We start from the raw sequence: 19619 nt of genomic DNA, 5'->3' as shown, positions 1-19619 counted from the left end.
GCTCAGCGTCCGAGTCAATCTGTCGCATCAGATCTGTGCATGCCCTAGTGCGAAAGCAGGGACCCATAACCACCGATTTCAGTTGGTCCGCAGGGCTGGGGCCCCAGCCTTCGTAACATAAGCATTTGTGGTTATGGGTCCCGGCTCGCGCGGAGCCTGTCATCGGGCGCGCGTTCGCGCGACCCGTTGGCTTGGCCGGGACGACGAACGGAGTATGATCGGAATGAAGTACAAAGGAGTTTTGCGATGAGCTGGCAGCCCTCGACCGATCCCGAACTCGGCGATCCCAAGACCTGCGACGCGCTGGATCTGATCATCGTGCCGCGCACCCGCGATCTCGGCGACGGCTTTGCGGTGCGCCGCGCGCTGCCGCATGGCAAGCGGCAGATGGTTGGGCCCTTCATCTTCTTCGACCATTTCGGCCCGGTGCAGTATCTCGCCGGCAAGGGCATGGACGTGCGGCCGCATCCGCATATCGGGCTCGCCACCGTCACCTATCTGTTCGACGGCAGCATCATGCACCGCGACAGCGAGGGCAACATCCAGGAGATCCAGCCCGGCGCGATGAACCTGATGACCGCCGGCCGCGGCATCGCGCATTCCGAGCGCACCCCCGACGTGCAGCGCCGCGACGGTCAGAAGATGCTCGGCTTGCAAAGCTGGATCGCGCTGCCTGAAGGCAAGGAGGAGATCGCACCGTCGTTCCAGCATTATGGCGCGGGCGACCTGCCGATGATCTCCGAGCGCGACTTCACCGCGCGCATCATCGCCGGCTCCGCATTCGGCATCAGCTCCCCGGTCAGCATGGTCTCGCCCTGGTTCTACACCGAGGTGACCGCCAACGCCGGCACCTCGGTGCCGCTCGATCCCGATCACGAGGAGCGCGCGATCTATCTCGTCGACGGCGAGGTCGAGATCGCGGGCGACCGCCATGAGGGACCGCGGCTGCTGATCTTCCGGCCCGGCGACCGCATCACCGTGAAGACGCTGCGACCGACCCGGATGATGTTCCTGGGCGGCGACGCCCTGGAGGGGCCGCGCCACATCTGGTGGAATTTCGTCTCATCATCCAAGGAGCGGATCGAGCAGGCCAAACAGGACTGGAAAACCGGGCGTTTCGCCCAGGTTCCCCACGAACACGAGTTCATTCCGCTGCCGGAGTAAGCTATTTCCTGTGATAATCTTTGCGCCCGCACGCCTCATGTGCGGGCGCACGTCTTTGAGAAACCAGCCCGGAAAGACCACGCCCATGACCGCGATGCTATCCAGCGATTTGCCCCTGCCCCGGATCGGCCGCGGCAAGGTGCGCGATATCTACGCCGTCGGCGACGATCGCGTGCTGCTGCTCACCACCGACCGCATCTCGGCGTTCGACGTGGTGATGGCGGAAACCATTCCGATGAAGGGCGCGGTGCTGACCCAGATTAGCGCCTGGTGGTTCCGGCAGCTCGAAGGCAAAGTGCCGCATCACATGATCAGCGCCGATGCCGACGAGATCATCCGCGCGGTGCCCGAACTGAAGAACCATCGCGCCGACATTTTGGGGCGTGCGATGCTGTGCAAGCGCACCACCGTGTTCCCGATCGAATGCGTGATCCGCGGCTACATCTCCGGCTCGGCCTGGAAGGAATACGCGGCCGAGGGCACCCTCGCCGGTGAGAAGCTCCCGGCCGGTCTGGTCGAAAGCCAGAAGCTCGAGCCCGCGATCTTCAGCCCGGCGACCAAGGCCGAGGCCGGCCATGACGAGAACATCACGGTCGCGCGGGTGCGCGAGATCGTCGGCGCCGATGTCGCCGCGACGCTGGAGAAGATGGCGCGTGACGTCTACGGCTATGGCGAACAGACCAGCCGCGCCCGCGGTATCATCATCGCCGACACCAAGTTCGAGTTCGGCACCGACAAGGACGGCCGCATCATCCTGATCGACGAGGTGATGACGCCGGATTCCTCGCGCTTCTGGGCCGTCGATGCCTACAAGCCCGGCCAGCCGCAGCCGAGCTTCGACAAGCAGCCGCTGCGCGACTATCTCGACGTCGAGCGCCACGCCGGCCGCTGGAACGGCGACGCCCCCGCCCCGCCGCTGCCGGCGAGCGTGGTGGATGCGACGAGCAAGCGGTACCTGGAAGCGTATCGGCGCGTTACGGGGACCGAACTGAAGATTTAACCGAGGTCCTTCCAACCCATCACCGTCACCCTGAGGAGGCCGCAACGCGGCCGTCTCGAAGGGTCGACGGCCCGGCCGGTGGCCGATTCATCCTTCGAGGCTCGCTGCGCTCGCACCTCCAGCGACAAAGGCGAAGCCTTTGCGCGGGGATGACGGGGTGAGAGGCGCACTCCGGAAGACTTGGAGCACCGTCATTGGGAGCGAAGCGAAGCAATCCATCTCGCCGCTTTGCGAGATGTGGATTGCTTCGTCGCTAACGCTCCTCGCAATGACGGCCGAGCGGACAGAGACACAGGTGAATTCCATTCACCTCCGTTGAACACAAACCTTTTGTCGGCGCATCCGCTCCACTGCACTCTCCGCCCAAAGCGGAGAGCACGCGATGCGGCAATTGACTTATATCGGCGGCAACAAGGTCGAGTGGTGGGACGTTCCCGCGCCGAGGCTCCTGGATGACCGCGACGCGCTGGTGCAGCCGCTCGCGGTGACGCGCTGCGATCTCGATCTTGCGATCGTTCACGGCCGATCGGGTCTCGCAGGTCCGTTTGCGCTCGGACATGAAACCGCGGGCCGCGTCGTCGACATCGGCGGCGCCGTGAAGAACTTCGCACCCGGCGATCTCGTCATCGTCCCCTTCCAGATCAGCTGCGGTGCCTGCGACCGCTGCCGGCGCGGCCACACCAATGCCTGCACCGCTGTGCCGTTCCGGTCGTCTTACGGACTGAAGCCGGTCTGCGGCGTCGAATATGGCGGCGGCCTGTCCGACCTGATCCGCGTGCCGTTCGCCGATCACATGCTGGTCCGCCAGCCCGAAGGCCATTCCCTGTCGCAAACCGCAGGACTGGCCGATGGCGCGACCGACGGGTTCAGCGCGGTGGCGCGCTGGCTCCAGCAACGGCCCGGCGCCGACGTGCTGGTGATCGGCGGTTTCGCGCAGTCGCTCGCGATGTTCGCGGTGCAGGCGGCGGTGGCGCGCGGCGCCGGCCGCGTCGTCTATCTCGACGATCACGCACCACGCCTCGCCAAGGCGAAGTCGCTCGGCGCCGACATCATCGAAGCGCCGGCCGGCCTCATGATCGAGCCGCCCGGCCTGTTTCCGATCGTGATCGACGCGGCGGCGACCGACGCCAGCATCCTGCTGGCATTCCGCGCGACGGAACCGAACGGCATCTGCCAGCGCATGTATGGCGACTTCGCCGAAACCACACCGGTGCCGCTCCGGCACATGTACGGCGTCGGCATCACGCTGAAGGTCTCGCCCGTCAATGTTCGGGCCGAACTGCCCGATTGCGTCGTCCATGTTGCGGCAGGGCATTACCACCCCGAGCATGTGATCACCCGCCGGGTTCGTTTCGAGGATGCGCATGAGGCGATCGGCGACCCAACCATCCGCGTCGCCTTCGTTCGCGATGGCATTGCCTGACGGGGACCGCTAAAGCGCGATGAATCGTCATCGCGCTCCAGCTCTTTGTTTGAGTATGATCTTTTCGGAAAACCGCTTCGCACTTTTCCGGATCATGCTCTAGGTTGGCTCCAACAAACAAACCCAGGGAGCGACCCATGTCCGATGCCGATACCATGCTCGTCGAGCGCGATGGTCCCGTCACCATCATCTCGATCAACCGTCCGCACAACCGCAACGCTGTCGATGGCGCGACTGCGCGCAAGCTGTATGACGCGTTCCTCGCCTTCGACGCCGATGCCAGCGCATCGGTCGCGGTGTTCACCGGCACCGGCGGTTATTTCTGCGCGGGCGCCGATCTGAAGGCGGTGGCGGCGGGCGATCCCAACAAGAAGCGCGAGGTCGGCGGCCACAACACGCTCGCGCCGATGGGACCGAGCCGGTTGCGGCTCTCGAAGCCCGTGATCGCCGCGATCGAAGGCTATGCGGTCGCCGGCGGCATGGAGCTCGCGCTGTGGGCCGACATGCGCGTGGTCGCGGAGGACGCCACCTTCGGCGTGTTCTGCCGCCGCTTCGGCGTGCCGCTGATCGATCTCGGCACCATCCGCCTGCCGCGGCTGATCGGCCATTCGCAGGCGATCGATCTGATCCTCACCGGACGTCCGGTCACAGGCCCGGAGGCGCATCGCATGGGGCTTGCGAACCGGCTGGTGCCGAAGGGCGAGACCCGCGCGCACGCCATTGCGCTCGCCAAGGATATCGCGAAATTCCCACAGACCTGCATGCGCGCCGACCGGCTGTCGGCGCTGCGGCAATGGGATCTCGACGAGGAAGAGGCGATCCGGAACGAGATGCGCGGCGGGCTCGATGTGATCGCCTCGGGCGAAACCCTGTCGGGCGCGACGCGCTTTGCCTCGGGCATCGGCCGTCACGGCGCCTTCGGCGGCGAAGGCGGAAACGGATAATCCCAAGGCGCCAGCCTTTGCGTTTCTGCCAGCGGCATGCTGAGCTGTCGCAGCCATTCCGGAAGCCAAACGATGCCCGCACAATCGATCGCAACCGAGCTGAAGACCTTCACCACGTCAGATGTCCGCCTGCAGAACGGCAGCGTGCTGCCCGAAGTCACGCTCGCGTACCGCACCGTCGGTACGCTGGCGCCGAACCGTGACAATGTCGTGCTGATCACCCACGGCAACACCAGCGGGCCGCAGATGATCGATCCGGGCGGATCGACCGGCGAAGGCAGCTGGTGCGAGATCGTCGGCCCCGGCAAGGCCGTCGACACCAACCGCTATTTCGCGATCTGCCCGAACATGCTGGGCTCGTCCTACGGCTCGACCAACGCGGCGAGCATCGACCCGCGGACCGGCCGGCGTTACGGGCCGCGTTTCCCCGATATCACCGTCGGCGACATCGTCGCGAGCCAGCAAACGCTGCTCGATGGTCTCGGCATCGAGCGGCTCGTCGCGATCGTCGGCCCGTCCTATGGCGGCTTCCAGGCGCTGCAATGGGCGGTGAACTACCCCGACGCCATGCGCGGCATCGCCGCTGTCGTCACCGCGCCGCTGGTGCCGCGCGAACGCGCCGAGGGCAATGTCGCGCGCCTGATGGCAACGCTGTCGCAGGATCCGAACTGGAACGGCGGCGACTATTACGATCACGGCGGCGTGCTCGAAAGCATGATCCAGATCCGCACCGCGACGCTGAAGAGCTACGGCATTGAAACGCGGCTGCGCGACACGCTGACCGATCCCGCCGAGATCGAGGTCGCGATCCGCGCCGAGGCCACGGAGTGGGCCAGCGGATTCGATGCCAATTCGCTGCTGACACTCGCCAGGGCGCTGCGGGGCTTCGACGTGACGGCGCAGTTCGGACAGATCAAGGCCAAGCTGCTCTACGTGCTGTCGCGGACCGACAAGCTATTCCCGCCGGAGCTCGCGCCGCAGGTGATGCCGGCGCTGAAGGCCGCCGGCGTCGATGCCGATTATTTCCTGCTCGACAGCGATTACGGCCACTCGGCATCGGGCCGCGACGCGCATAAATGGGCGCCGCGGTTGCGCGCGTTCATGGACAGTCTCGGTTAGACGATCGGAACGCATCGGCAGATCCGCTCCGGCAGCCGGCACCCCAGCCGTCCCCGCACGGGGGTCTAAAAATGCACGCGTTGAGAACCGGTTGTCACAAAAATCCTATTGTCGTCCGGCGCCGGGCTCGTCTACGACTGGCGGCGAAAGTTCAGGACATTTTTTGACGTGATTAGTCGATCGCTTTATTTCGGCTCGCGGGCGCGGCGGGCCATGCACGACATTCTAGGCGGCGGTGCGGCCAGCGTGCTCGGCATCACCTTCGGCCTGTCCTACGCGCTGCTGATCTTCGCCGGACCCTTGTCGCCCTATCTGTCATACGGCGTCGCGGCGACATTCATCTCCTCGGCGGTGCTGGCGACCTTGATCGCGCTCGGCAGCTCGCTGCCGTTCGCGGTCGCCGGCCCCGACAGCTCCACCGCGGCGGTGACGGGAATCCTGATGGCCTCGCTGGTCGAGCGCATCGGTGCGGCCGATCCGACGGCGCCGCTGCTCACACCGGTGCTGATCACATTGGGGCTCTCGACCATCGTCACCGGCATCGTGCTGTGCTGTCTCGGGTTGACCCGGCTTGGCCGTGCCATCCGCTATGTGCCTTACCCTGTGGTCGGCGGATTCCTCGGGGCGACCGGGCTATTGATCGTGCTCGGCGCGATCAGGGTGATCACCGGTTACCCCGTGCAGCTTAGCACCCTCTTTCACTTCACCAACATGATCACGATCTCAGAGCTCAGCGCCGCCTGCGCGATGGCGCTAGTGCTGTACCTGACCTGGCATCGCTCGCGCACCCCGTTCGGCCTGCCGGTCATCCTGGTCGGCGGCGTCATCGTGGCGCATCTTGTATTCTGGATCATCGGCCTCACGCCCGAGGAAGCGCACCTGACCGGCTGGACCTTCGAGCCGCCGCCGGCGTCGACCTTCATGCTGCCGTGGCACGCCGCCCAGCTCGCGCAGTATCCATGGTCGGCGGTGCCGGACCTGCTCGGCAACATGATCGCCGTCGTCTTCGTCACGGCGGCGAGCACGCTGTTCAACACCACCGGCATCGAGGTCGCAGTGCATCGCGAGGCCAATCTCGAGCGCGAGCTCAACATCACCGGCTTCGCCAATATCCTGACCGGCGCGCTGGCCGGCTATGCCGGCTGCATCTCGGTCAGCCGCTCGATCCTCAATTTCTCCAGCGGCGGGCGCGGCCCGCTCTCGGGACTGACGGTCGCCGCCATCTCGCTGCTGATGCTCGCCGTGGCGCCGCAGCTGCTCGGCTACATGCCGAAATTCGTGCTCGGCGGGCTGCTGATCTATCTCGGCGCCGACCAGCTGCACAAATGGATGATCGAGTCGCGCAAGCGGCTGTCGCAGACCGAATATGTGTCGCTGCTCGCGATCATCGTGATCATCGTGGCCTGGGGCTTCGTGCCCGGCATCCTGATCGGCGTCATCATCGGCTGCGCCACCTTTGCGCTCAGCGCAGCGCGGGTCGAGGCGATCAAATATGGCTTCGACGGTTCGGAGTACCGCAGCTCGCTGGATCGCTCCCGCGATGACCGGAACGTGCTGCAGGCGCATGGCGGCAAGATCCAGGGGCTGACCTTGCAGAGCTATCTGTTCTTCGGCTCCGCCAACCGACTGTACCAGCACGTCAAGGCGCTGCTGCGCGAGCAGGCGGAGTGCCGCTATCTGCTGTTCGACTTCAAGCTCGTCACCGGCGTCGATTCGTCGGCGGCCTACAGCTTTGCGCAGATCAAGCGCAGCGCACACGAGGTCGGCGTCGAGCTCGTGCTGGTGCATCTGTCGGCCAAGGCTGAACAGGTGCTGCGCGCCAGCGACTTCATCACCGAGGGTGTCTCCGTGATCGACGAGCTCGATCATGCGCTGGAATGGTGCGAGAACCAGATCATCGCGCAGCACCAGGAACTGGCGCAGGAGGAGGCCGATCTGCGCGGCTGGTTCACCGGGCTGCTCGACAGCGAGGGCGACGCCGATACGCTGATCCGGCGCTGCCAGCGGCTCGAGGTCGACGCCGGCGAGGTCATCGTGCACGCCGGCGACGCCGCCGATTCCATGCACTTCATCCTCGACGGCCGCGTCGGCATCATGGTGCCCGCCGATGACGGCCGCACCACGCGCGTGCGCAGCCTCGGCCGCTACACCACGATCGGCGAGATGGGCCTCGTCGCGAACACCCCGCGCAGCGCGACCATCCAGGCGGAGATGGCGAGCGTGCTTTATGTGCTGAACACCCACCAATTCGCGGCGATCCGCGACGAGGACCCCGAGCTCAGCCACAAGCTGCTGACGTACTTCGTTTCCGTGATGGCGGAGCGGCTGACCTTCGCCAACCGCACCATCGCGGTGCTGCGGCGATAGACGATGCGTAGCCCGGATGAAGCGCAGCGTAATCCGGGATCTTCGCCGCAGGCAACTGGCCGCGGATTTCGCTTCGCTTCATCCGGGCTACGGAACTTTCATTGTTGGCCGCGGCGGGACTCGGCCCCCTCTCCCGCTTGCGGGGGAGGGCCGGGGGTGGGGGTCCCACCCCCAGTAGCCTAGAGGAGAGAGCCCCCACCCGGCGCGCAAGGCGCGCCGACCTCCCCCGCAAGCGGGAGAGGTGAAGCCACCCTCGGGGCGACCGCCTTCGCCAGTGTCCTCTTCTCTTAAAGCAACCCTCGGCTTTCGCTCGCCGCGAGCTGATCCATCAGCGCCTTGTCCTCATAACGCGCGAGCGAGAGGCTGCGGGCGAATGCGGGCACCGGCGCGCCGACCACGGCGCGGGCGCAGAGATCGCCGGTGGCGCAGGCGCCCATCGTGCCGTAGCCGGAGAGCGCGGTGGCGAGGAATACGCCCGGCGTCTTCGCAGCGCCGATCAGCGGCCAGTTTTCCTTCGTCATAGGATAGTAGCCGCCATAATGCACGCGGTCGCGCGGCAGCGCGCCGAGATACTGCGCGAGCTTTGGCTGCAGCCGGCTCGCAGCGCGCAGCACGACTTCGGGGAAATATGGGTTCAGCTCCGGCTCGCGAACCGGTTCGGTCGTCTGCTCGGCATTGAAGGCCCAGCCGAGCTTGATCCACTCGCCGTGATCGCCGCCGTCCGGCCGGCAATGGATGCTGCCCGGCATCGGCGCCAGCAGGCGCGCGTATTCCGGCGCCGCTGCCAGTTCCTCGCGCTCGTCATCGGACCAGGCCAGCGTCTGGCCGTCGAGATCGATCGCAAACGGCATCTTTCGATCGACCGCGCGGTTGCGGTCGGCAAACGCGATCTTCTGCTGCAGCACATTGACGATCGGCAGCTGCTCGCCGTGCATCGCCGCGACCTGCGCGGCGAACGGGCCCGCGGCGTTGACGATGATATCGGCCTTGACGGTCTGCCGCGCGCCATCGGCCAGCACATCGACGGCGAAGCGATCGGTCTTCGCGATGCCGACCACTCTCGCGTGCTGAAACTGCGCACCCAGCGGACGCATGGTCTCCAGCATGTACTGGCCAAGCTGCTGGCCGCTGATGTCACCCGCCCGGCGGATATGCAGCGCGGTCGAGACCTCCTTGTCGAAGGTCGGGTAATGCGTCTGGATGAGGTCGCGACCGAGCAGAACGTCGACGCCGTCGGGCGCATTCTGCCAATCGGCCGAATGCGGCGGCACGTAGCCGCGGCTTGCGCCTTCATGCTGACGGATCAGCTTGGCGGCCTGCGCGCCGTAGCCGGCGTAGAGCTGCTGCAGCAGCTCGTCGGGCTTCGCCTCGCGCGTGACCAAGAGATAGCCGCGCCGCGTCATGTGGATGCAGTTGTCGCTGCGGCGCGCGATCTCCTCCATCAGATCGGTGGAATGGTTGGTGAAATCGGCCATCGTCGGATGCGGCCACCAGTTGCGGTAGTTCTCGCCCGACTGCGCCGAGGTCAGCGCCATCGGCTGGCCTTCGTCGACGATCAGGAGGCGCAAGCGCTTGTGCTGGACGGCGAGGTAATAGGCGGTCGCGATGCCGACGATACCGGCACCGATCACCAGGATTTCGACGTCGTTGGTCTTCACACGGAATCTCCATACGCCGCAGCGGGCCTGCGATGGTCAAATTGTTCGAGCGATCAGACCGGGCGCACGTCGCCCGCATCTCGCAACGCCTGGCGCTGCGCCGAACGCAGCGTCTTCTGCGTCTCCTCGATATGATCGCGCAGCAGGCGGACGGCTTTCTTGACCTCGCCGTCGCGGCAGAATTCGAGCAACCGGTAGTGCTCGCGCTGCGGACGCTCCTTGCCGGTCGCCTGCGACACCAGCGCCCGGGTGAAGCGGCCAACGTGACCGTAATTCGCTTCGATCATGCCGAGCAGGCGCGGGCGATTGCACGGCGCGTAGAGCGTGGCGTGGAATTTCCAGTTGAAGGCGCCCCATTGCGCCGGATCGGGCTCGGCGTCGTAGGCGCGAAGGATCTTGGTCGCCGCCTCCAGGTCAATCTCGCCCATCGCGGGGATCGCCAATCGCAACGCATGGCATTCGAGCGCGATGCGGATCTCGAGCAGCTCGATCACCTCGTCGATCGACAAATCGGAGACCACGGCGCCGCGGTTGGGCATGAAGGTGACAAAACCCTCGGCCTCGAGCTGGCGCAGCGCCTCGCGCACCGGGATGCGGCTGGTGCCGAACCGCGCGGCGAGTTCGTCCTGACGCAGCTGGACACCGGGTGCGAGCTCGCCCGAGCTGATCGCGGCCCGCAGCGCCTCACGCACGGCGTCCGGCGCGGAACCGTGAGGTCCGGCGCTTCGATGGTTTGTGGCGGTTTCAGGTTCCATCCGGGATCTCTTTCGCTGGGTGCCCAGGATATCCGATTATGGCTTTATTGTATAAAATCGATTTGCCGATTATGCAATCGCGTGTATAAAATCTTGCTCTATCGTATCCAATATCGCTGACGGCCGCGAGCACCAGATGAATCGAGCAACCAAGCGACTGATTTACCTAGCCTTTCTTGCGACGGCGACCTCCGCCCAAGCGCTTGCTCAATCGCCCAGTGGCACGCTGGCCAAGGTCCGCGACGCCGGCGAAATCCGGCTCGGGCACCGCGACGTCTCGGTCCCGTTCTCCTATCTCGACGACAACCAGAAGCCGGTCGGCTTTGCGATGGACCTCTGCGCGCGGATCGTCGATGCGGTGAAGGCCGAACTCAAGTTGCCGGGCTTGCAGGCCAGGCTGCAGCCGATCCAGCTCTCCACCCAGATACCGCTGATTGAGAACGGCACCATCGATGTCGTCTGCGGTCCCGCCACCAACACGCTGGAGCGGCAGAAAGTCGTCGCCTTCAGCACCACGATCTTCGTGTCGAGCATCCGCGCCGTCGTGCAGAAGGACGCGCCGATCAAGACCTTCGAGGATCTCGGCGGAAGGCCGGTCTCACTGACCTCGGGCTCGACCTCGATCGGACTGTTGAGCGCGCGCGCCCAGGCGAAGAACTTTCAGACCAAGAACATCCTGACGCCGGACCATGCCGCCTCGTTCCTCGCGCTGACCACCGGGCGCAGCGACGCCTTCGTGATGGATGACATTTTGCTGGCGAGCCTGATCGCGGGCAGCCCCAATCCGTCCGACTGGCGCATCATCGACGACAGCCTGCGCACCGAGCCCTACGGGCTGATCATCCGCAAGGGCGATCCGGAGTTCAAGGCGCTGGTCGACAAGACGCTGGTCGCCATGATGAAGAGCGGCGAATTCCAGGAGCTCTACGCCAAATGGTTCACGCGGCCGATTCCGCCGAAGAATGTGAACCTGAATTTCCCGATGACGGCGCCGCTGAAGGACGCCGTCGCCAATCCGAACGACAAGGGCGTGTAACCGGCCATCGCACCGTCGCGTGCGATGGCCACACGCATTTCTCCTAGAAATCGACCGTCATCGACAGCCACAGCGTCCGCGGCATGCCGCTGATCACATAGCCGGTCGGATTGCCGATCCAGTAATGCTTGTCGAACAGGTTGGTCAGCTGTGCCCTGAACGTGGTCGGACGCCCCGCAAGCGTCGTCGCGTAGCGCGCACCGATGTCGAAGGTCGCCCAGTCGGGAACGCTCTGGGTGTTGTCGGCGCTGACATAGGCCCGGCTCGTGTAGATGGCACGCGCCGTCGCGGTGAGGCCGGGCACGAAGGGCGTGTCCCATTCGACGCCGAGATTGCCCTGCAGGCCGGGCGCGCCGATCGCGTGATTGCCGTCGTAGAGGTGGCCTTGCGTCTGCGTGAGCCGGGCATCGAGCCAGGTCACGCCACCGAGGACGCGGACGCCGGGCGCGACTTCGCCAAAGGTATTGAGCTCGATGCCGCGGTTTCTCTGCTGGCCGTCGAGGCTGTAGATCTTGGTGATGGGGTCGATCACGCCGCTCGGCTGGCTGATCTGGAATGCTGCGAGGCTCGCACCGAAGCCGCCAAGGTCGAGCTTGGTGCCGACCTCGACCTGCCGCGTCTTGAACGGCGCGAACACCGCATTGGTGTTGACCGCGCCGGAGGGCGGCGTCGGCCCGGGCGACAGGCCTTCGATGTAGTTCGCATAGAACGACAGCTGCTTGATCGGCCTGACCACGAGTGCGATCGACGGTGATGTCGCGCTCTGGTCGTAGTGCGTGGTCTCGAGGCCGCTGACCGGAGCGTAGCTGTTGGCGATCACCTGCTGCTGGCGCGCGCCGACGATCAGCTGCAGCATGCCGCCCATCGTCGTGAGCGTATCGGCGACACCGACACTGCGCAGCCCGAGGAAGCCGGACTTGCCTTCCGGGAACGTCGATACCGGCGTGCCGGCGGTGGCCAGCAAGGTCGGGCTGTAGATGTTGGTGAGATAGGTGCCGTAGTTGGTCTGGCCGAGCCAATCCGTCCGGTTCTGCGCGCTGCCGCTGACCACGACTTCATGGCCGATGGGGCCGGTGTCGAAACGCGCGCGCACGCCCGCCTCGCCCGAGAAGGCCTCCGATTTGCCGGTCTGGAAGCGGGATGTGCCCAAGGCATCGCCCGCGGTGTTGAGGATCGTCGCGCCCGGATCTTCCCGCTTGTCGTAACGGAATTCATTGCCGCCGATCGCGCCGAACATTGTGACGTTGTTGCTCAGATCGTATTCCGTGCGGGTCAGGCCGGTCAGACTGCGCGACCGCGCGTAGTCGAACGGCTGCGCCAGATTGATGCGCGGATCGGGCGCATTCGGCATCGCGATGCCGGGCACCGGTGTGTAGCCGCGCTGGGCGGCCTTCATCCAGTCGTCCTGGGAGATGATGTCCGCAGACCAGCGGAATCGCTCGCCATGATAATCCACGCCGAGCGAGCCGACGCCATTGCGCACGGACTGCCGGTCGATGCTGGTGTTGCCGCCGTCGATCCCGCCGTTGAAGCGAACGCCCCATTCCTTCTGCTCGCCATAGCGGCGCGCGAGATCGAGCTCCGTGCCGAAACGTCCGTCCGAGATGTAGCCTGCGGTCAGGCGCGTCAGGTCTTCCGCCGCCCGCTTGGTCACGACGTTGACCGTGCCGCCGGTGCTGCCTTGCGGGGCCATTCCGTTGAGGAACGCAGCCGGTCCCTTGAGCAGCTCGATGCGCTCGATCGGAGCCGGGTTGACGCGATAGGCCGGAACGAGACCGTAGAGCCCGTTCAACGCGATCTCGCTGTTCTCGATCCGGAAGCCGCGGATGGTCAGCGCGTCGTAGCGGTTGCTGCTGCCGATCGCGGCACGCACCGACGGATCGGAATTCGTCAGCACCTCCGCGACGCTGGTCGCCTGCTGATCGCGGATTGTCTTCTCCGTGTAGCTCGTCTGGCTGTACGGCGTGTCCATATAGTCCTTGTTGCCGAGCAGGCCGAGCTGCCCGCCCCGCGCGACCTGGCCGCCGATATAGGGCACCGGCAACGCCGCCTGCTGCGCGCCGGCGGTCGGTGTGGCCGCTGGTGCCGACGCATGCTCACGCCTGCTCGCCTGATGCGCTGCCGACGAGCGTGCCGAACGCGACGATGACGGCCGCCGAACCGGCGTGCTTCGATGCTGTGGCGCGGCCACGACGACCGGCGGGAGCGGCGCCGCACCGCTTGCAGGTGGCTGCTCCGGCGATTGCGCGAGCGAAGGCACCGCAGTCAGGAGCAGCGACGCGCACGCGAGCCGGAATGCGCATGGAACATTTGAGGTGACGAGCATGAGGTCCCCGGAGTCTTTTTCTTGGTTTCGTCTCGAACATCGTCAGAGTTCGAGCGCGACGACCGGGGCATAAGCATCACGCGCGGTGACGCCAACTAGAACGCATCTAAGCGATGGGATGAAACCTGTTGCGCGAGACGACGTCGATGCGGCGGCTTCCGCGCTCCGGCTAGTGTTTCATCGAAGACTGCGCACTTCTGCGGCTCTCTGACGGCCCTTTCGAGATTAGAGAGATTCTCGATGCGATCGGCGTCGCGGTCGGACGCGGTGAATTGTCGCAGCGATCCGAATGGCGGCAAACGAACCGATCGACAAGCGTGCGATCAAGCAAAAGCCCGGCGCTGCTTCAATCAGCGCCGGGCTCAAGCGAACAGACAATGACGGCGATCAGACGCCGGCCATCATCACGTATTTGATCTCGACATATTCATCCATGCCGTGCCGCGAGCCTTCGCGGCCGAGGCCACTTTCCTTGACGCCGCCGAACGGGGCGACCTCGGTCGTGATCAGGCCGGAGTTGACGCCGACCATGCCCGACTCCAGCGCCTCGGCGACGCGCCAGACGCGGCCGATGTCACGCGAGTAGAAGTAGGAGGCGAGGCCGAACGGCGAGGCGTTGCACATCGCGATTACGTCGGCCTCGTCCTTGAAGCGGATCACCGGCGCGAGCGGGCCGAAGGTCTCCTCCTGCGCCACCAGCGCGTCGGGCCGCACGTCCGACAGCACGGTCGGCTCGAAGAAGCTGCGGCCGAGCGACGAGCGCTTGCCACCAGTCACAATCTTCGCGCCGCCCTTCACGGCATCGGCGATGTGACGCTCGACCTTCTCGATCGCCTTCATGTTGATCAGCGGGCCCTGGGTCACGCCTTGCTCGGTGCCGTCGCCGATCTTCATCTCCGCGACTTTCTTGGAGAGCTTCTGCACGAACTGGTCGTAGATCTTGTCCTGGGCGTAGAGGCGGTTGGCGCAGACGCAGGTCTGGCCCATGTTGCGGTACTTCGAGACGATGGCGCCTTCGACCGCCGCATCGATGTCGGCATCGTCGAACACCACGAACGGCGCGTTGCCGCCGAGCTCGAGGCCGAGCTTCTTCACGCCGACCGCAGCCTGCCGGTACAGGATCTTGCCGACCTCGGTCGAGCCGGTGAAGCCGACGAAGCGCACCGCCGGATGCTCGCACAGCACCTTGCCGATCGGCGGCGCATCACCGGTGATGATGTTGAACACGCCTTTCGGCACGCCGGCCTTTTCGGCCAGCGCCGCGAGCGCGAGCGCCGACAGCGGCGTCTCGTTGGCGGGCTTCAGCACCACCGTGCAACCGGCCGCCAGCGCCGGCGACACCTTGCGCGTGATCATCGAGTTCGGGAAGTTCCACGGCGTGATCGCGCCGCAGACGCCGATCGGCTGCCGGATCGCGAGCAGGCGCGCATCCGGACGCTGGGTCGGAATCGTCTCGCCATAAACGCGGCGCGCCTCCTCCGCGAAAAATTCGACATAGGCCGCACCGATATCGACCTCGCCGAGCGCTTCCGACAGCGGCTTGCCCTGCTCGGAAGTCAGGATCAGCGCGAGGTCTTCGCGATTGGCGATGATCAGGTCGAACCATTTGCGCAGGATGTTGGAACGCTGTTTCGCGGTCAGCTTGGCCCAGGCCGGAAACGCGCGCTGCCCGGCCTCCACGGCTCTGGTTGCATCATCGGCGCCCAGCTGCGCGATCTTGACCAGTTCGACGCCGGTCGCCGGATTGTTGACGGCGAATTCGGGGGTGCCGACCCAGGCGCCGTCGATGTAGCAGCGATCGCGCAGCAGCGACGGATCCTTCAGGCGGCTGTGCAGGGAGGATGCTGCGGATTGCGTGGCGCGTGCGGCAACGGGCGGGGTCATGGCGTTACTCCTGGAATTTCTTTGGAGGGGTATTGGCCGCCTATATAGTCGGAAAGCCGCTGCGATGCACCGGCGCGCGGCGCGACCCTGCTTCAAGCAATATTGAGGGCTGGCGCGCGATCTTCGTTCATGCGCCGCTGCGCGCTGGCGCTCAGAGCGCGCCGCCCGACATGTAGGTTTCGCGGCGGCCGATCATGCGTTCGGCCGCGGCCTTGGCATCCGCCTTGGTCGAGGTTGCGCAAGTCCGGTATTCGAGGTCGGCCTGCGCCCGCGCATCGCGGCGCCCGAACCATGACCTGGTGCCGGTCTGCAGCAGCGCCAGCGCCTGCGCGACATTGTCGACGGCCTCGAATGAGTGCAGTGCGCCGGTACCCGCGTAGCGAACTTCGTAAAGACCTGGGCTGACCGGCGCTTCGATATTCTCGCCGCGGCCCGGCCGCGGATAGCGCTTCCATTCACTCCATGTCGAAATCATTGCTGCGTCCCCGCAAGGCGCAAAATGACGATCTTTTTCGTCAAATCTGGCCCAATTCGCCGCACCGTTTGTGCAGCGATCTGAATGCGTTAATGCAAAAAAACAGGTACGAAAATCAATCTGCCGATCACGTTACCGTGGCCGCCTTGCTGGGTCACCGGGACCGGTACGGAGTCCACCGCAAAATCTGCGCGCGTGGTGAACACCCTCTGAGCCAGGTCGTTCCTGATCCGCCCGCCTTCACGACATCGCGACACCATCGCATCGCGCGCCCGCCTTGCGGGACCCGACAAGCGGGAGGATGATCCGCCCACTTCAAAACAATAAACCCACCGGAGGAAGCCCAATGCAGAGCAAGGCTCAGATCGATCAAGTTTTGCGTCAGAAGAGCGAGGCGAAGGAGATTCCCGGCGTGGTCGCAGTCGCGGCCACCGGCAAGGACGTGATCTACGAGGGCGCGTTCGGCAAGCGCGACCTCTCCAAGAGCGATCCGATGACCGCGGACAGCGTGTTCTGGATCGCCTCGATGACCAAGGCGGTGACATCAGCGGGCGCGATGCAGCTCGTCGAGCAGGGCAAGCTCTCGCTCGATGAGCCGATCGGCAAGCTGTTGCCCGATCTCGCCGCGCCGCAGGTGCTCGAAGGGTTCGACGCAAAGGGCGAGCCGAAATTGCGCCCGGCCAAGACCCCGATCACGCTGCGCAAGCTCATGACCCATACCGCCGGCTTCTGCTACGACCTTTGGAACGCCGACATGGGGAAATATATGGAGAAGACCGGCACGCCCGGGATCATCTCCTGCCTGAATGCCGCGCTGAAGACGCCGCTCGCGAACGAGCCGGGCACGCGCTGGGAATACGGCATCAATATCGACTTCGTCGGCAAGGCCGTGGAAGCAGCATCGGGCAAGAAGCTCGATGCGTATCTGCGTGACAACATGTTCGCGCCGCTCGGCATGAGCGACACCGGCTTCAAGATCTCGGACGACATGCGCAAGCGGCTGGTCGGCATGCATGCCCGCGGCGAGGACGGCACGCTCGCCGCGATGCCGTTCGAGCTCGAGCAGAACCCTGAATTCCACATGGGTGGCGGCGGCCTGTATTCGACCGCGGCCGACTATATCAAGTTCTGCCAGATGATCCTCAACAAGGGCAAGGGCAACGGCAACCAGCTGCTGAAGGCCGAGACCGTCGCCGCGATGGGGCAGAACCAGATGGGCGATCTCACCGTCGGCAAGATGACGACCGCGGCGCCGCCGTACACCAACGATGTCGATCTCTATCCCGATATGATCAAGAAGTGGGGGCTGAGCTTCCTCATCAACACCGCCAAGACACCGGAAGGCCGCAGCCCCGGCAGCCTCGCCTGGGCGGGCCTTGCCAACACCTATTACTGGATCGATCCGTCGCGTGACGTCTGCGGCGTGATCCTGACCCAGCTGCTGCCGTTCGCCGACAAGCACAGCCTGGAAGCCTTCGCAGGCTTCGAGAAGGGCATCTATGCCGGGCTCGATGCCGGCAGCGGGCAGAGGGCGGCGTAAGGTTCCAGCCAAGCAATGAGCAATCCCTCCCCTCGCGGGGAGGGATTTTTCATACCCGCCATAGGTCGGGCCTGTCCTGCCAGTGCCAAACGACTAAGATCGCGCAAAAAAGTGCGACACAAACACGACCACGAGGAGGACGAGCTTGGCACCCACACCCAAGACAGACAGCTATGTCTGCGGCATTTCCGATACGCCGCTGCTCGGCGAAACCATCGGCCGCAGCCTCGACCGCGCACGCGTACGCTGGGGCGGCCGCGAGGCGCTGGTCTCGCCCAGCCACAATGTGCGTTGGACCTGGAACGAATTCGCCGACCGGGTCGAGGCGCTGGCGGCGGGCTTCCTCGCGCTCGGCCTGCAACGCGGCGAGCGGATCGGCATCTGGTCGCTGAACCGGCCGGAATGGACGCTGACGCAATTCGCGGCCGCGAAAGCCGGGCTGATCCTCGTCACCATCAATCCGGCCTATCGCCTGAGCGAGCTCGAATTCGCGCTCGGCAAGGTCGGCTGCGCCGCGATCGTGACGGCGACCGCGTTCAAGACTTCGGCCTATATGGAGATGATCAACACGCTGCTGCCCGAGCTTGCGAGCTCGGAGCCCGGCCAATTGCGATCGGCGCGACTGCCGCAGCTGCGCGCGGTGATCCAGATCGGCGGACCGGCGGCGCCGGGCACCATTCCGTTCGAGCAGGTCGCGCAGATGGGCGGCGAACGCCATTGCGAGCAGCTTGCTGCGCTTGGCGCGAGCCTGCAATTCGACGATCCCGTCAACATCCAGTTCACCAGCGGCACCACTGGCTCGCCCAAGGGCGTGACGCTGACGCATCACAACATCCTCAACAACGGCTATTTCACCGGCCGCGCCATGCGCCTGACCGAGCAGGACCGCATCTGCATTCCGGTGCCGCTCTATCACTGCTTCGGCATGGTGATGGGCAATCTCGCCTCCGTCACGCTCGGCACCACCATGGTGTATCCCGGCGAAGGCTTCGATCCCTTGGCGACGCTGACGACGATCGCGCAGGAGAAATGCACCACGCTCTACGGCGTGCCCACCATGTTCATCGCCGAGCTCGACCATCCGGAGTTTTCGCGCTTCGATCTCTCCTCGCTACGCACCGGCATCATGGCCGGCGCGCCCTGCCCGATCGAGGTGATGAAGCGCGTCAACACCGAGATGAACTTGCGCGAGGTGACGATCGCCTACGGCATGACCGAAACCAGCCCGGTGAGCTTCCAGAGCGCGACCGACGATCCGCTGGAGCGCCGCGTTTCCACAGTCGGCCGCATCCACCCGCATGTCGAGGTCAAGGTGGTCGATCTCGACGGCAAGGTGGTGCCGCGCGGCGAACGCGGCGAGCTCTGCACCCGCGGCTACAGCATCATGCTGGGCTATTGGGACGAGAAGGAGAAAACTGGCGACGTGCTCGACGTCAATGGCTGGATGCACACCGGCGACCTCGCCGTGATCGACGACGAGGGCTATTGCAACATCGTCGGCCGCATCAAGGACATGGTGATCCGCGGCGGCGAGAACCTCTATCCGCGAGAGATCGAGGAATTCCTCTACCGCCATCCGAAGATCCAGGACGTCCAGATCTTCGGCGTCGCAGACAGCCGCTACGGCGAGGAACTGTGCGCCTGGGTCAGGGTCAGACAGGGTGAGACGCTGACATCAGACGAGGTCCGCGCCTTCTGCCAAGGCCAGATCGCCCACAACAAGATCCCGCGCTATGTCGAGTTCGTCGAGGAATTCCCGATGACGGTGACCGGCAAGATCCAGAAATTCGTGATGCGCGACGCGGTCGAGAAGCGGCTGGGATTGAAGGCGGCGAAGACGGCGTGAGGTTCTTCTCCCTCTCCCGCTTGCGGGGGAGGGTCGGGGTGGGGGCTGTCTCTTGTACACATCTCCGAGCCCACGAGACATG

Annotated in this window: 14 protein-coding genes; 9 read left to right on the top strand and 5 right to left on the bottom strand. The window is 65.2% G+C overall.

What is annotated here, in order from left to right; translation table 11 throughout:
- Window positions 1-246 precede the first annotated feature (246 nt).
- The 6 genes from QMZ05_RS35270 (at window position 247) to QMZ05_RS35245 (ending at window position 8017) form a co-directional block, all read left to right on the top strand.
- Window positions 247-1164, top strand: coding sequence for a pirin family protein (locus tag QMZ05_RS35270; RefSeq protein ID WP_050425019.1), 918 nt, complete (start codon window positions 247-249; stop codon window positions 1162-1164).
- Window positions 1165-1249: 85 nt separating this feature from the next.
- Complete coding sequence (locus QMZ05_RS35265; RefSeq protein ID WP_353704945.1) at window positions 1250-2164, top strand: phosphoribosylaminoimidazolesuccinocarboxamide synthase; 915 nt, start codon at window positions 1250-1252, stop codon at window positions 2162-2164.
- A 382-nt stretch (window positions 2165-2546) separates the two neighbouring features.
- Complete coding sequence (locus QMZ05_RS35260; protein ID WP_353704944.1) at window positions 2547-3587, top strand: alcohol dehydrogenase catalytic domain-containing protein; 1041 nt, start codon at window positions 2547-2549, stop codon at window positions 3585-3587.
- Window positions 3588-3724: 137 nt separating this feature from the next.
- On the top strand, window positions 3725-4531 hold the full coding sequence (locus QMZ05_RS35255) for a crotonase/enoyl-CoA hydratase family protein (protein ID WP_353704943.1): 807 nt from the start codon (window positions 3725-3727) through the stop codon (window positions 4529-4531).
- 72 nt (window positions 4532-4603) lie between these two features.
- Window positions 4604-5650, top strand: a complete 1047-nt coding sequence (locus QMZ05_RS35250; RefSeq protein ID WP_353704942.1) for an alpha/beta fold hydrolase — start codon at window positions 4604-4606, stop codon at window positions 5648-5650.
- 213 nt (window positions 5651-5863) lie between these two features.
- Window positions 5864-8017: a SulP family inorganic anion transporter gene (locus QMZ05_RS35245; RefSeq protein ID WP_353704941.1), complete on the top strand. Its 2154-nt coding sequence runs from the start codon at window positions 5864-5866 to the stop codon at window positions 8015-8017.
- Window positions 8018-8304: 287 nt separating this feature from the next.
- Here QMZ05_RS35245 and QMZ05_RS35240 read toward each other — a convergent pair whose 3' ends face one another.
- Together QMZ05_RS35240 and QMZ05_RS35235 are read right to left on the bottom strand one after the other, a co-directional pair.
- Window positions 8305-9675, bottom strand: coding sequence for an FAD-dependent oxidoreductase (locus QMZ05_RS35240; RefSeq protein ID WP_353704940.1), 1371 nt, complete (start codon window positions 9673-9675; stop codon window positions 8305-8307).
- A gap of 53 nt (window positions 9676-9728) precedes the next feature.
- Window positions 9729-10430 carry a GntR family transcriptional regulator gene (locus QMZ05_RS35235; RefSeq protein WP_353704939.1) on the bottom strand — a complete coding sequence of 234 codons (702 nt, stop codon included), beginning with the start codon at window positions 10428-10430 and terminating at the stop codon, window positions 9729-9731.
- A gap of 136 nt (window positions 10431-10566) precedes the next feature.
- Between QMZ05_RS35235 and QMZ05_RS35230 the strand changes: the two genes are divergently transcribed.
- Window positions 10567-11466, top strand: coding sequence for a transporter substrate-binding domain-containing protein (locus tag QMZ05_RS35230; RefSeq protein WP_353704938.1), 900 nt, complete (start codon window positions 10567-10569; stop codon window positions 11464-11466).
- Between the two features lie 43 nt (window positions 11467-11509).
- Here the strand turns inward: QMZ05_RS35230 and QMZ05_RS35225 are convergent, their stop codons facing one another.
- The 3 genes from QMZ05_RS35225 to QMZ05_RS35215 all read right to left on the bottom strand — a co-directional run bounded on the left by QMZ05_RS35225 (window position 11510) and on the right by QMZ05_RS35215 (window position 16151).
- Entirely contained in the window at window positions 11510-13792 is a 2283-nt protein-coding gene (locus QMZ05_RS35225) for a TonB-dependent siderophore receptor (RefSeq protein ID WP_353704937.1), read from the bottom strand.
- A 387-nt stretch (window positions 13793-14179) separates the two neighbouring features.
- On the bottom strand, window positions 14180-15676 hold the full coding sequence (locus QMZ05_RS35220) for an NAD-dependent succinate-semialdehyde dehydrogenase (RefSeq protein WP_353704936.1): 1497 nt from the start codon (window positions 15674-15676) through the stop codon (window positions 14180-14182).
- Window positions 15677-15827: 151 nt separating this feature from the next.
- Complete coding sequence (locus QMZ05_RS35215) at window positions 15828-16151, bottom strand: hypothetical protein (protein ID WP_353704935.1); 324 nt, start codon at window positions 16149-16151, stop codon at window positions 15828-15830.
- 346 nt (window positions 16152-16497) lie between these two features.
- Here QMZ05_RS35215 and QMZ05_RS35210 point away from each other — a divergent pair, with 346 nt between their 5' ends.
- Together QMZ05_RS35210 and QMZ05_RS35205 are read left to right on the top strand one after the other, a co-directional pair.
- Window positions 16498-17691: a serine hydrolase domain-containing protein gene (locus QMZ05_RS35210; RefSeq protein WP_353704934.1), complete on the top strand. Its 1194-nt coding sequence runs from the start codon at window positions 16498-16500 to the stop codon at window positions 17689-17691.
- Window positions 17692-17836: 145 nt separating this feature from the next.
- Window positions 17837-19537: an AMP-binding protein gene (locus QMZ05_RS35205; RefSeq protein WP_353704933.1), complete on the top strand. Its 1701-nt coding sequence runs from the start codon at window positions 17837-17839 to the stop codon at window positions 19535-19537.
- Window positions 19538-19619 lie beyond the last annotated feature (82 nt).

The organism is Bradyrhizobium sp. INPA03-11B, from assembly GCF_040446015.1.
Classification (GTDB): Bacteria; Pseudomonadota; Alphaproteobacteria; order Rhizobiales; family Xanthobacteraceae; genus Bradyrhizobium; species Bradyrhizobium macuxiense_A.
Note: the sequence above shows the minus strand (reverse complement) of the source record. Positions and strands in the feature narration are given on the sequence as shown.